The sequence below is a fragment of the Acrocarpospora sp. B8E8 genome (assembly GCF_039871605.1).
Classification (GTDB): Bacteria; Actinomycetota; Actinomycetes; order Streptosporangiales; family Streptosporangiaceae; genus Acrocarpospora; species Acrocarpospora macrocephala.
In genome coordinates this window covers 1-12808 of the sequence record NZ_JBDPLV010000140.1, presented here as the reverse complement: position 1 = coordinate 12808, position 12808 = coordinate 1, and the positions used below count along the sequence as shown (strand labels likewise).

At 67.0% G+C, this 12808-nt stretch carries 12 protein-coding genes; 5 read left to right on the top strand and 7 right to left on the bottom strand.

Features of this window, described 5'->3' with window-relative positions; translation table 11 throughout:
• Nucleotides 1–118 precede the first annotated feature (118 nt).
• Nucleotides 119–1672: a TRAP transporter substrate-binding protein DctP gene (gene dctP / locus ABGB08_RS53460; protein ID WP_347607916.1), complete on the bottom strand. Its 1554-nt coding sequence runs from the start codon at nt 1670–1672 to the stop codon at nt 119–121.
• A gap of 127 nt (nt 1673–1799) precedes the next feature.
• Between dctP and ABGB08_RS53455 the strand changes: the two genes are divergently transcribed.
• From ABGB08_RS53455 to ABGB08_RS53445, 3 genes are all read left to right on the top strand, one after another.
• Nucleotides 1800–3272: a histidine kinase dimerization/phosphoacceptor domain-containing protein gene (locus ABGB08_RS53455; protein WP_347607913.1), complete on the top strand. Its 1473-nt coding sequence runs from the start codon at nt 1800–1802 to the stop codon at nt 3270–3272.
• Complete coding sequence (locus tag ABGB08_RS53450) at nt 3269–3913, top strand: response regulator transcription factor (protein ID WP_155353232.1); 645 nt, start codon at nt 3269–3271, stop codon at nt 3911–3913. Before ABGB08_RS53455 ends, ABGB08_RS53450 begins: the two co-directional genes overlap by 4 nt.
• Before the next feature lie 379 nt (nt 3914–4292).
• Nucleotides 4293–5051, top strand: a complete 759-nt coding sequence (locus tag ABGB08_RS53445; RefSeq protein ID WP_347607909.1) for an SAM-dependent methyltransferase — start codon at nt 4293–4295, stop codon at nt 5049–5051.
• Nucleotides 5052–5478: 427 nt separating this feature from the next.
• On the opposite strand, the gene ABGB08_RS53440 is transcribed toward ABGB08_RS53445, so the two are convergent.
• From ABGB08_RS53440 to ABGB08_RS53415, 6 genes are all read right to left on the bottom strand, one after another.
• A complete protein-coding gene (locus ABGB08_RS53440; RefSeq protein ID WP_347607906.1) occupies nt 5479–6420 on the bottom strand; it encodes an aminoglycoside phosphotransferase family protein in 942 nt (313 codons plus the stop codon).
• Between the two features lie 157 nt (nt 6421–6577).
• Nucleotides 6578–7450 (bottom strand): hypothetical protein, encoded by an 873-nt coding sequence (locus ABGB08_RS53435; RefSeq protein ID WP_347607903.1) that lies wholly within the window; start codon nt 7448–7450, stop codon nt 6578–6580.
• Nucleotides 7447–8310, bottom strand: a complete 864-nt coding sequence (locus tag ABGB08_RS53430) for an aspartyl/asparaginyl beta-hydroxylase domain-containing protein (protein ID WP_347607900.1) — start codon at nt 8308–8310, stop codon at nt 7447–7449. The genes ABGB08_RS53435 and ABGB08_RS53430 overlap by 4 nt, the downstream gene beginning before the upstream one ends.
• Before the next feature lie 166 nt (nt 8311–8476).
• A complete protein-coding gene (locus ABGB08_RS53425; RefSeq protein ID WP_347607897.1) occupies nt 8477–8872 on the bottom strand; it encodes a hypothetical protein in 396 nt (131 codons plus the stop codon).
• 124 nt (nt 8873–8996) lie between these two features.
• Nucleotides 8997–9374: a hypothetical protein gene (locus ABGB08_RS53420; protein WP_347607894.1), complete on the bottom strand. Its 378-nt coding sequence runs from the start codon at nt 9372–9374 to the stop codon at nt 8997–8999.
• A gap of 106 nt (nt 9375–9480) precedes the next feature.
• On the bottom strand, nt 9481–10575 hold the full coding sequence (locus tag ABGB08_RS53415) for a hypothetical protein (protein WP_347607891.1): 1095 nt from the start codon (nt 10573–10575) through the stop codon (nt 9481–9483).
• 866 nt (nt 10576–11441) lie between these two features.
• Between ABGB08_RS53415 and ABGB08_RS53410 the strand changes: the two genes are divergently transcribed.
• A complete protein-coding gene (locus tag ABGB08_RS53410; RefSeq protein WP_347607888.1) occupies nt 11442–12134 on the top strand; it encodes a DUF4230 domain-containing protein in 693 nt (230 codons plus the stop codon).
• Complete coding sequence (locus ABGB08_RS53405; RefSeq protein WP_347607885.1) at nt 12131–12586, top strand: hypothetical protein; 456 nt, start codon at nt 12131–12133, stop codon at nt 12584–12586. The genes ABGB08_RS53410 and ABGB08_RS53405 overlap by 4 nt, the downstream gene beginning before the upstream one ends.
• Nucleotides 12587–12808 lie beyond the last annotated feature (222 nt).

Here is a 12808-nt window from a genome sequence, read left to right as displayed (position 1 = left end):
ACCTCGCCACGCCACCGGTGATCCCGCAGCCCACCCCCACCCAGCTCGATCTCCTCTATCTCCTCGGGGTGGATCCACGGCAGCTCCGGTGACGATCACAGACCTGCGGAAAACGGGGCTAGGCGATCTTCTTCCACGGCAGCATCACGTAGCTCTGCATGGCGCCGACCGGTCCGTCGACGGCGAACGTCAGCTGCCCGTCCGCGAGCTTCCACGTCAACCGGTACGGATCGCCGGGCCCGCAGTGGTCGGCAAGCTGCGACGATACGGGCAGTTTGCACCCCGTTAGTTTGGCCAAGAGCTCAGGATTCGGGACGAAGTAGACGGTGTCCCCGGAACCCCGCAGGTCACCCACTTCCAGCGGCATCGTGGAGTCCGCGGTGCCGCAGTCGTCGCCCGGGTCCGCGACCGGGCGGCAGCTCCCCTGGTACGTCCCGCCTTCGACCTTCAGCGTCCACGTCCCGGCCGGGTGCGAGTCGGCGACGTCGCCGCCGAATCGCGCGACGTCCTGCTTGGTGATCCGTACCCGGTAAGTCCCCTCGGGCAGCGCGGCCGCCGTCGCGGGGATCGCGCCGATCTTCCCCTCGGTGGCCACGCCGGTACGGCAGTTGGCGGGCAGGTCCACAAGCTCCACCTGCGGATGCCTGGCGGCGATGGCCTGGATCTCCGTGAGGATCTCGGCGCCGGAGGGGTCGGCGGCGAGCCGGTCGAGGACCGGACGCGTCCTGGTCCGCAGCTCCGCCACCTGCGCAGGCGACGCGTCGCGGAACCGGACCCCCTTCGCGCACAGGGCCTTCGCCGGTGTGCTCTCGTCGTAGGTCTGCGAGACCGACGCCTGGACGGCCGCGCTCGCGGCGGCCCTGATCCAGCCCTGCTGCTCCTCGGTCAGCCCGTCGAATCTCTTCTTCCCGATCGCCAGGACGAACACCTTCGGCCAGAGCACCACGTTGGCCGTGACGTTGCCGGCTTCGAGCGCGAAACCGTTGTGCCAGTACTGGGCGATGTCGAGTTCCGCGCCACGCAGGTTGCCCGAGCGGATCTGGTCGATGAAGGCGATGCTGAGGTTCGCCGGCACGGCGCCCAGCGCCGTCACGGTCTCGGCCTGCACCGCCGAGTTGAACGTACGGAAATTCTGGTCCTTCCAGTCCGCGGGCCCGAGCAACGGCCCGTCGGCCGCGAAGGGCCGGCGCAGCGGCCCCACCGCGAGCCCGAGGCCGAGGACGCCGGTGCCCTCCAGCTTGCCGAGCAGCCGCGCGGCGACAGGGGCGGTGACCAGTTCCTTCGCGGCGGCGTAGCTGGTCACCGTCAGCGGGGCCTCCACCGCCTCCAGGCCGGGGACGCCCGCCTTGGCGAAAGCGCGGGTCGCGGGCCAGCCACCGTCGACCTCGCCGGAGACGATCGCCCGGACGATACCCGACTCGGCCTCCGCCGACCCTCCGCCGTACTCCCGCACGAGCTCGACCTTGATGCGCCCGCCGGAGAGATCTGCGAGCTTGGCGACGAACACCTCAGGCCCGTACGACTGCCCGTTGGCGTTGGGCACCCCGTCGATCATGGCGAGCCTCAACTCGATGACCCCGCTGCCCGTCCTGTCCACGGTCTGGGCCTGCGCGCACCCAGCCAACGCCAGAACCACCAGCGCGCAACCTATCTTTCTTAGCCTCGTGGTCATGTCGACCCCTCTCTGATCGTCTCGAACGCTAGAGACGGGGGCGTACGCCGACGACCGTGGTGCCTCACCACGATCCTGCGGAAAACACGGGTTCGCGGAGAAGCCCTCCAGGCGCACAATTCCAGACATGACAGGCGTGGTGGTGGCGGCTGTGCTGGTCGCTTGCTGCGGGGCGTGGACGGTGCGGGGGCTCCGACCGCATACCGCCGCCGGGCTGCTCGTGGCGGCCGCCGCCGTCGCGCTCCCCACGCTGGGCGGGGTGGGCTCCCTGCCGCCCTGGCTACGCGCGGCGGCCCTGGCCGCGGAACCGCTCGTGGTCGCGGGTCTGGCACTGACCCGGCCACGTGGTGCCCGCGCCGCCAGAAGGCCCCGCCGTGGTGGGCGCGGATACTGGCCGCGTGACGTCCGCGCGGCCTTCCCGCGCGGCACGCGTTCGGCGGTCGCGCTCGCCTCGGCCGCCGCAGCCGTCCACCTCGTGGGGTATGAGCCGTTCGACGATCCGAGCTGCCCGCGGACGTGCGACCCGCTCGGCCTCGCGTTCCTCGATACCAGGATTACCGTGCTGATCGTCACCGGGCTCCTCGCCGCCGCGACCATCGCGATAGCCAGCGCACCGATGTCGACTGCGGTCGCCGCCGGGTGGGGGGTTCGCTGGGCTTGGTGGGACGGGTTCGCCTGGCCGGACGTGCTGATCGCGGTCGGACCGCTGGCCGTCGCGGCCGCCGGCGGCGCAGTCTGGGCCTCGGGCCTCGCCACCCTCCGGACGCGCCGCGCCCTCGAACGTCTCGCCGTACAGCTGGCCACCGGTACGGCCGGGCCGATCAGGGCGGTCCACTTCGCCGTACCCGGCACGACGAGGTGGATCGACGCGAGCGGCCGGGACGCCGAACCGCCCGAGGGCACCCGCACGGTCGCCGCCGGGCCGGGGCTCCGGCTGCTGGTCTCCCGCCACGCCGACCCCGGCGACGTCCTCGCCGGGCTCACCCCCGCTGTCGAGTGGGGCCTGCGTAATGCCCGGCTCGCGGCGCTCTCCCACGTCCACATCGCCGACGTACGCGCGTCCCAGCGACGGGTCGTCGCCGCGGCCGATGCGGAACGGCGGCGCATCGAGCGCGACCTCCACGACGGCGCGCAGCAGCGCCTGGTCAGCGCCGCGTTCCAGCTGCGGCTGGCCAGGGCGCGCGTGGGCCAGGACGCCGACCAGGTGGCCGCGATCGAGGACACCGTCCACGCCGCACTCGCCTCGCTCCGGACGCTCAGCCACGGGTTGTTCCCCCGCGTCCTGGCCGACGAGGGTCTCGCTGCGGCGCTCGACGACCTGGTCGCGGCATCCGGCGTACGGGCGAGCCTCGACGTTCGGCTCAACCACGTCCCCGATCAGGACACGGCGATGGCGATCTACGCCGCCGTCGCCCGGGCGCTCGATCATCCCGCGCGTACGGCCGATATCGTCGTCTCCGACGACCCGCTCACGGCCAGAATCGAGACCGATGCCGGCTGGCGCACCGATCTCACCGAGATCGCCGACCGGGTGGGCGCCGTCGGCGGGCATCACCGGCTCAGCCAGGAGGGAACGGTGCTCACCGTGGTGATCCCATGAGAGTCGTGGTCGCCGACGACGTCATGCTGATCCGCTCAGGCCTGTCGCGGCTGCTCACCGACGCCGGAGTGGAGGTCGTCGGCGAGGCCGCAAACACAGACGAACTCCTGCGCATCGTCGCCCTGGAACGGCCTGACGTGGCCATCGTCGACATCCGCATGCCGCCCACCCAGACCGACGAGGGCCTGGTCGCCGTGCACCGGATCCGGCAAGGGTTTCCCGAGACGGCCGTGGTGCTGCTAAGCCAGTACCTCGAACCCCGCTACGCGCGCCGCCTGCTGGCCGAGCAGCCGGCCGGGCTCGGCTACCTGCTCAAAGAGCGCGTCTCTGACATCGCCATCCTCATCGACGCACTCCACCGGGTCCTGGAACACGAGTGCGTCCTGGACCCCACCATCGTCAACCGCCTGATGCGCGCCACAGGCCCCGGCACCCCACTCAACCAACTCACCCCACGCGAACGCGAAATCCTCGGTCTTATGGCCGAAGGTCGCTCGAACACCGGGATCTCCACCCGCCTGGGCCTCAGCGAACGCACTGTAGAAGCCCTCTGCTCCCAGGTGTTCCGCAAACTCAGACTCGAACCCTCAGCCGACGTTAACCGCCGCGTACTCGCCGTACTCACGCTGCTACGCACTTAGAACGCCCGTCCACGGCGGTGAGTCCGGTGCCGCGCTGTGGGGGGTGGGCCGTCGACGGCTGACTGTTCGACGTGAGCGGGTTGCCGATCGCAATGGCCACCCCGCCCGGATGCGTCACCCCTGTCTGGCGCTGACCACGGTTATGGCGGGGTAGCCGTCACTGTCACGCCCGACGGAACCGGGCATCGTCGACCGAAGAACTGGCCCGAAGCGATCATCTTGTGGTGATGGGGAGTCAGGTGGTGTGCTGGGGGTCAGGTCCATCAAGGACTGACGGAACTGGCCACCGCGCTTGGTGGACCCGGACGGTGTCCAGGCACGACCTTCTTGGTATTACCGCTTTGACCAGCCCCGCCGTACTCGTCTCTTGGGAGTCCCCGTGGATCGGTTCGACGACGGAATTCCGCATGCCGCCCGGATCTGGAACTACTGGATGGGCGGCACCGACAACTACGCAGCCGACCGCGCGGCCGGAAAGGCCGTCGCCGACGTTTACCCGGACATCGTGACCATGGCTCTGGAGTCCCGCCAGTTCCTCATCCGGGTGGTACGGTTCCTCGCCGCCGAAGCCGGAATCCGGCAATTCTTGGACATCGGTACGGGATTACCCACCATGTCCAACACCCACGAAGTCGCCCAGGAGATTGCCCCCGAATCCCGGATCGTGTACGTCGACAACGATCCCCTGGTCATCGAACAAAGCCGCGCCCTGCTCGGAGACAACTCTGGATCAGTCACCTACTTGGAGGCCGACTACCACAACCCCGAGGCCATCATCGGCGCCTCCGGGCTCGACCTCACCCGCCCGGTCGCCGTCATGTTCATGGGCGTGCTCGGCTACGTCGGCGACTTCACCGTCCTACGCTCCATCGTCTCGCGCACCATGGCGCCCATGCCCTCCGGCAGCCATCTCGTGCTCTGGGACGGCACCAACACCAGTACCGAGGTCAACGATGGTGGCGCCGCCCTCATCGAGGCCGGCGCGGCCCCCTACCATTTGCGCAACCCCGCGCAGTTGGCCCGCTGCTTCGAGGGCCTCGACCTCGTCCCACCCGGCCTCACCGAGATCACCCGGTGGGGCACCGACCCCTCTGCTCCGTCCCTCGACACCCACGGCGGCGTGGGCCGCAAACCCTAGACGCCCGGCCGAGAGCGGCCTGCCCTTGAAGTCCTGCGCGTGCTTGCCAAGCGTGATCCCGAGGCGGGGGATCCGGAACTTCCGCAGGAACGGAGTCCGTGAAGCGGCGATCACCGTGTCAACCCGGTGTGGTCTACACAGGCGGGCAACCAGTTCTGGAGATCCGTACCCTGCCCGTACGTGGTGCGGACGTGCTGACGTGATTCCAGCCCTACCGATCCCCGCTCTGTCATCACCGTCCGCGACGCGCCGCCTGGCGGCATCCTTGTCGGCTGCAGACTGTCTGATGTTGGGCGAACTGGCGCGTTGCCGCTGCCGCGAGCCCCGGAAATCAGGGTTGCCGCTACTGTCCGATGGATGGCAAACCCCACGAGCGACCTCCCGGAGGAGGAGGCTTCCGACTACATCTTCCTGGCCAGCAAGGCAATCACTGAAGCAGCCTGGCACGGGTCCACGCAAGCGCGGCCCGGGCGGCGCGCGCCTGGTAGGCGCGCAGGTTCGGAACGCCGGGCGGCGAAGGCTGCCTGCTCATACGCGTCCAGTAGCCAGCGTAGGCGGCAGCGTAACTGGTGACCACTTCGGCGGGCAGTTCCTCCCACGCGGGCACCCCGATGAGGGCTTTCTCCGCAGCGCGAGGTTCGTGCCCGGCCATGATCATGTGGGGGATCAGGTCCACGACATCCTGCCAGGGTGCCCCGATCGACGGCTGCGCCCAGTCGATGACCATGAGCGCGCCGTCCTCGTCGCGGATGAGCAGGTTGTCCGGGCGGATATCGCCGTGGACGAGCGACGGCCCCGCCGCGCGAGGCACCCACGCGCGTTCCAGTTCGGCCAGCAGGGGCAGCCGATCACGCTCCCACGGGCCGAGTCCGGCGACGGGCCTGTCCCCGGCACCGTCACGGAGCAGTTCGCCCCAGCCGTGCAACAGGCCGCCGCGGGCGATCGGCGCGACCGGGGCATCGACAGGGCCCGGCGTCAGGGTCGCGGCCAGGCTCGCGACCCCGGCGACCGCGACCGGCACGTCCGGCGAGTCCGGCGACAGGTCGGGGTGCCGGCCGGCGATGTTGTCGAAGACGAGCACCACCCAGCCGTCTAGGTCGCCGGTCCAGCGCAGTTGGGGCGCAGGCGTGGTGTGTGGGAGCCGCGCGGCGACGGCCGCCTCGGCGCGGTACTTCGGTGCCAGTTCGTGGTCGGCGGGGACGGCCTTGACGAACGCGCGGCACTGGATCGTGGCCAGGCGGACGGCGACGCCGGGGGTGAATCCCCCCGACTGCACCTCTGCCGTGCTGACGTGGCCGAGGCGATGGACAAGGGCGTCGCGCAGGCCCTGGGGCAGGTCATTCCAGGACGGGCGAACAGCAGGGGACATTGTGGCCTTCGTGATCGGATGGCGGATGGGCATGGCCAAGCGCCGAGCGGGATCAGGCTGCTGTGGCCCTTTCCCGTCCGGCGCTGGTAGCTCGCCGATCACAGGTCATACGTGGACGCTACCGCAGACCCCGCCCGGCACGGGGTAGAACGCGCGGTCATGTCATGTGGTGGAGGTAGGCGTCGAGGTCGAGGCGCAGGTCGTCCATGGTGTCGGGGGTCACCCGGTGGGCGACTGTGATGACTACCTCCAGGGCGTGGGCGAGGGAATCGCGCGTGGGCACGGAGGGTGCGTCCATCAGCGTGGTGAGGTCGCTCAGGCAGGCACGGCCCAAGGACGAGGCGCCGATCTCGGTGTCCAGGTGGTACCAGCCGTAGGCGGCACGGTTCGGTTGCAGGGCAGTGCGGATCAGGGACCGTACGGCTGTGACGAGCATGTGGTACTCGGCGTAGGCCATCATGCGCTGCTGGCGAGCATGCCTTTTGCGCAGCATGCTCGCCAGCACGAGCGCCTCGACGACCAGCTCGCGACAGCTCGGGGCCACGGCCAGGCGGTCACGGACAAACGCCTCGACGGTCGGGTCGGGCTGCTCCGGCTCGGAGTCCGGAATGGTGTAGATGAGGACGCCGCGGGTCAGTCGCGCGATGGCGGGGATGCGGTCGGCGGGCGCGAGGTACAGGTCGAGCTGCTGCAGGTGGCCCTGGTGCTCCACCAGGTGGACACGGCCGAGCCCGCCCATGGCGGGCACGATCCTGTCGGGCCAGCCGGGCAGGATCGCGCCCAGCTCGACGCGGACGACGGCGTCGAGCACCGCGGCGTATGCCGGGAACTGCGACGGCTGAACGCCGACGACAAGGTCCACGTCCGAGAGCCGGTCGGAGGTGCCGTACGCCAGGGATCCGCGCACGAGCAGGTGCGTGACGGCGGGGCTCCCGGTGAACAGGCCGATGATGTGGTCGAGCAGGTCGAGTTGCGCCGGGCGGTTCGCGGCCGTCAGCTCCGCCAGCGTCGCGGACCGGGTCAGCGTCATGCCCTCACTCCCGTCAGCATGAGGGTCTTCTTGGCCTGCCACGCGGCTGCTGCGGCGGCGTCGCCTCGCCCGGCGTGCAGGTCGCTGATCATGTCGTAGGCGTCCCCCTCGGGCAGGGCGTAACGGTAGGTGAGCTGGAGCAGGGACCGCTCGGCGGCCTGGACCCAGCCGAGCGCGGCCAGATCTGCCGCGGTCCTCGCGTGCTGGAACAGGTCGTCGTCGGTGGCCGCCGGCAGCACCCGCACCCCAGTCTCAGGCAGATGGGCGCCTGCGGTGAGACGGCGCATGGCCTCGTCGTCGTAGCAGTCGGCGATCAGGTGGATCCGCTGCGGCCCGCGCAGGTTGCACACGCCGTGGGCGTAGGTGGGGGTGAGCCGCCACCACAGGCCCGCCGTCATGTGCACGGCCATGCCACCGGTGACCAGGTACGCGGAGCTGTTGGTGAGGATCGGTAAGTGCAGCCGGTAGCGCTCCACCGCGTCGAGTTCGGTGTAGTCGCGGTGTTCCCACAAGAACGCGTTGCCATCGAGACGGGCCAGCCGCACCCACATGTAGGACAATCCGAGCTCGTCCAGCAGCGCCCGGGTCGCGGGCATCCGCTCCAGCAGCGACGTGGCCATCGGCCGCTGGCAGTCGGTGATCGTCACATCGGCGGGGTCGCCGCTGCCGTTGAGCAAGGACAGGGTGGCCCAGCCGCCGGACTGGTACTCCTCGTAGGAGATCTGCCAGTCGGCGGGCACGGTGAGGACCTCGTGGCGCAGGCGCTCAAGGCGCGTATCCGTGATGAGGTCCAGGCACGCCACCTGGTCAGTGAGCGCTGCCGTGGGTGTGGCGGTGTCGTGCAGGTCGGTCGTGATCATTGGTGCTCCCGGTCAGAGCCTTGATCGGCCGCCCCCGCAACGGGGGATCACCTACAGGTAACGCGACCCGAGCGCCAGGATCGGGGACATCTTCCCCGAGTTTCCCTTATCACCACCCGGTGCTACTCAGGTCGTGCGATCTAAAGGTGCTTGGGCTTCTCGCACGTCACGAGCCCAGTGTTAGCGCAAGTGGTTGAGCGAGCTCCGCCGCCGGGTACTGGATGCGCCCCCGATGGCTCACTTCGACTCCATAGGACTTCTCACCAGCCGGGACGCCCGACACAGTGAAGGAGAAGCTACAGCTGAAGGGTTCGGTCAGGTTGCCCCGGCCGAGCCGACCGATCGCAAGCGTCTTGGCGGATGCGTCGGACACGACGACCTGGGCTCCCTCGTTGATGTCGTTGTAGCCATCGCTCAACTGGCAAACGCCACTCGGGCTGTCCCATCCACCGCCAGCGGTGTTGGTGACAGTGATGGCGCCCTTGACGGTCAGAGGCTGATCATCGCTGCATCCAGCCAGAGTGAGGGCGAGCAGAGCGGCGGTCAAAGCGATTCTCCGCATGGAGGGCTCCCTGGGGGTCGAGTACTACTTCAGGGAGATGCCCGGGCGCGGGTGCAGGTTGACGGTTGAGCAGCGTTCTGTTGGAGTTCCACGCCCGTCCCCACTGGGCCACGCCCATCAACGACTAGTCTCTTCTCGCGCCCTCCGGCCAGATCACCCTCACCGGCAGCCCCCGCTCCCGGGCTTCTGCCACCACATCGGCAGTCCCACCCACCCCCGTGGCAGGCTCTCCGTCCCACACCGCCACAAGCTCGTCGACCGACCCTAGGACCGCTTCGTTGGCCGCGACGTACGCCTCCCGGCTAGCGTGGTCGAAGTCCATGACCCGTACCTGCGCGGACCTGCTCAGCAGCCGGTCGAACTGCTCGGCATGGTCCGGCTTGACCTTGGCTTGCCGGTAATCTCGTGACGGAAGCACGACTTCGAGGGTCCCGCCTGTTTCCAGGACAGCCTCGGCGAACAGGCTGTCGGCCCCGCGAGCGATGCACGAGACTCCGATCACTTCGCCGCTTAGGCGCTCTCTAGAGCGCCTCGGGCGCGAGGACTTTGACGGTTGTCTTGAGTTTTAAGCCGGGTTCGTCGGAGAAGGGGGTCTGCGGGCAGGGGTGTCAGGCCACGCGTCCGAGGTGGGCGGTGGCGACGGTGCTATCGATATGTCGTTCGATGACCTTCAGGGCATGGCGGACCTCGGGCGGTGCCGCGAGCGGATCGTGTCTGGTGGCCATCAGCGGATGTAGGACCCGGTCATGGACGCGGCTGTAGACCACGGCGAAGACCTGCCCGTCGCCGGTGAGCCGGTAGGTGTTGGCGTGCGGGATCTTCTCGATCAACCCGTTGAGCCGCAGTCGGGCCAGGTCGTAGCCGGCCTGGTTCATGCTGTAGGCGGTGCCGAGCAGCCCGGTCATCCAGGCGCGGAGGCTCTTGTTGGTGATGCCGGTGACGGCGAACAGCATGACCGCGAGGCAACCGGCCAGGGCCTGCACCCGAGGGTCGCCGAACCGAAGGGCCGGGGCCCTGCGTCCCTCCTCGGTAAGGGTGGGACGTGCGGTCCGCTCAATGACTGGACTCGCAAGGACGCCAGCGCCCTGACCGGCACGTACAGCATCCATCAGGCGGGCGTTTGCCGCACGCCCTTTGGCGAGGAGTTCGGCGAGATGGTCCAGGCCGCGCGGGCAGCCCAGGTCGGCGGGGTTGTTCACGACGGTCTCGATGCGCAGCGCCCGATCTTCCTTCAGGTAGATCTTGATGCGGGAGTGCAGGAAGGACAGGTTGAGGGTGACCTGATCGGCCCGATTCAGCAGCCGGGTGGCGAAGACACCCGGGGTGCGGCGGGTGATCCGGCGGGCGAAGATGACCTCCAGGTGTTCGGGGCGGCCCAGGTCGAGGTTGTCGCGCAGGAGTTGTTCGAACAGGGTGCGGACTCGGCGCGGGTCATCGATCACCAGGGTGCGGGAGATCTCGATCTGCCGCATCGACAGCTGCCACCAGTAGCCGCGGTCGCGGTCGGCGTCGTGGAGCGGTAGCGGCAGGCGGCTCATCCAGCGTTCGAAGAACACCCGCAGGGTGCCGGCCTGCACCTGATCGGCCAGATCCTGTAGCAGGCGCGGATCGGTGGTGGCGGCGAACCCGTTGGCCAGCGCGGTCACTTCCAGCCCGGCGCGGGCGGCCATCCGTTCGACGATCTCGTGGCCGTTCAGCCACACCTTGATCGGGTAGGGCGCCGTACGCGCTGACCTTGATGAAGCCGCCGCCCATCCGTTCGTCCCAGATGTAGAAGTAGTAGCAGGTCGTCCGGCGTTCGGCGCGATGGTAATCGAACCACGGGATGCCATTGGCGGCCGGTTTCGCGGTAGCGTCCCAGACCCACTGGTACTCCTGGGCGACCCCGATCGCCACCACCGCCGAGGCACCGGCGCGTTCGGCCGCCTGCAGGTAAGGGCGCATCACTTCGATCTTCCGGTCGTCCTTGCCGAAGACGACCCACGGAATGGTGGCCGCGTCGGCGAAGGCGCGGACCGCGGCGCGGAAGGCGTTGCCATTCCTTCCCAGCGCCGCGGGTGAGGGAATGGGGAAGCCCCGGGAGTGTAAGAACCCGACCACCTGTCCGCTGGTCTGCATGCTGGGCACATATCCGTTGAGGTAGATCCGATCGACACAGTCGATGCCGAGCACGACGTGCCCGTCAAGGATGTCCGCCAGCGTCGCAGAACGAATCATGTCAACCACTCACCGCAACCGTTCCTAAGGTTGCGAGTGTCCGCCGATCCGCGCGATCACGCCTGCCGAACCACGAACCTCGGCGGTCTGAGGCGGCGCCTCGTTAGTCCACAAGCACCACATCTTGCCCATGTCGGCATATATATATAAATTGGCCTTTTATCCCGAATTCACACGTTTGATAGTTTGCATCCGAATTGGATCCGGTGCGCAAATTGTTAGCGTAGCGCCACACAAGCATGGGTAGATTCGACTCATGAGCAATCCTCCCCAACCTCAAGACCACCTACGGCCTACGCGGCGTAGCGCAAGAATATTATTTTCGGCTGGCCTAATTATCCTGGCGGCCTTCTTGCTGCTCATCGTCGGCCAGACCTTGGTGGCCCCTAACACAATAGGTGACGCACAGGAAAACGAGGGGCAACGCAGCGACACCAAAACGGAACCCCCTAGTCCCGCCCAACAGGTTATCGACAAGTACGCCGCACTACGAACAATGCGAAACAAGGCTCAGATTTACACCAAAGAAGCCGAAATTATCGTTCAAACATCCTACAAGGACGACACATTTCTTCTTGACCAGTTATCGGCACGAGAAACAGAGTTCGACGGCATAGTAGTTGTTGAGGCATACGTCAATCTCGCCAACATACAACTCTCGGATATTACCGCTTCCAAAAACGGAAAGCTGACCATTCGATTGCCAGAGTCGATAAAAATTCGCTGGCCCGAAGTGGATCTGAAGAAATATCCTCCAAATGAGCTACAAAGAGGGTTCTTCTCGCGCATAAGCGATGCCACCCAGCAAGAGCACGCTGCAACGCACTTGTCTCGGCTGGTCTGGAGGGTCCAAAATACCGCAGTCGAGGAAGCAAAACGACGAGGAATAGTTCCCGAAGCAGAGAGGTCATTCGAAGCTATCCTCGGGGCTCTACTTTCTCCCCTTGGAGTAACTACGGTTGATTTGCAGCCACCGCTGCCGGATCCGGATCCCTGGATGCCCAGCGTGTCGCCGTCTGTAGCGATTGAAGCAAAAGCTCAATGAACAAATCTCCTGGGCGCGTCCTCGCGATTCTATCTTTATTCGTGGCACTCGCAGCCCTCGTAGCCACGATGGGGGGATTTGGTCCGCAAGGGAAAATGATTGATCTCGAAACCGCCTGGAAGGGCATCGCTATCAAGTGGACGGAAGCGGTCCAAGTGACAGTCTTCTGGAAAGATAAGCTTCGCTCCGTGGACGCGATTCTTCCAAGCCTGGCTCTCTGGTGCTTTGCAGGCGGGATTGGCCTACTGGCCGCAGTTAACCGGCAGACGCAAAGCGATACTTTAGAGAAGGTTCTCGTAGCCTTCGTCGTGGTTGATGTCATCTACGGGTGGTTCTTCTTCGAAGCGCTCGCATGGCTGCTTGCCATCTCCTTTATAGGACAGATCGCCGCCGCATCGATCTCCTATTGGACCAATAATCCAACACCCGGTGATTTAAGTGACGAGCCATGATCATAAACTTTCGTTCTAGGGAATCACGGGTAAACATTCACGCCAGTGAATCTGGGTGTTCGTGAGCCTCGTGTGGCGAGCAAGGTTCATGGGTCGCCGGGCGACACGCCGAGCCGGGTGCGTGCTTTGTCCCTGATGAGGTGATCCGCTTGGTGATGTGTCCCCTGGTGAGGAAGTGTCGTGGCGTGAGCTGAGCCTGCTCATGCTGCTGGCCGCCCAGGG

Excerpts from the sequence above, each read along its gene's own strand:
- dctP (WP_347607916.1), bottom strand. The coding sequence starts at position 1,672 with ATGACCACGAGGCTAAGAAAGATAGGTTGCGCGCTGGTGGTTCTGGCG.
- ABGB08_RS53455 (WP_347607913.1), top strand. The coding sequence starts at position 1,800 with ATGACAGGCGTGGTGGTGGCGGCTGTGCTGGTCGCTTGCTGCGGGGCG.
- ABGB08_RS53450 (WP_155353232.1), top strand. The coding sequence starts at position 3,269 with ATGAGAGTCGTGGTCGCCGACGACGTCATGCTGATCCGCTCAGGCCTG.
- ABGB08_RS53440 (WP_347607906.1), bottom strand. The coding sequence starts at position 6,420 with ATGTCCCCTGCTGTTCGCCCGTCCTGGAATGACCTGCCCCAGGGCCTG.
- ABGB08_RS53435 (WP_347607903.1), bottom strand. The coding sequence starts at position 7,450 with ATGACGCTGACCCGGTCCGCGACGCTGGCGGAGCTGACGGCCGCGAAC.
- ABGB08_RS53430 (WP_347607900.1), bottom strand. The coding sequence starts at position 8,310 with ATGATCACGACCGACCTGCACGACACCGCCACACCCACGGCAGCGCTC.
- ABGB08_RS53425 (WP_347607897.1), bottom strand. The coding sequence starts at position 8,872 with ATGCGGAGAATCGCTTTGACCGCCGCTCTGCTCGCCCTCACTCTGGCT.
- ABGB08_RS53405 (WP_347607885.1), top strand. The coding sequence starts at position 12,131 with ATGAACAAATCTCCTGGGCGCGTCCTCGCGATTCTATCTTTATTCGTG.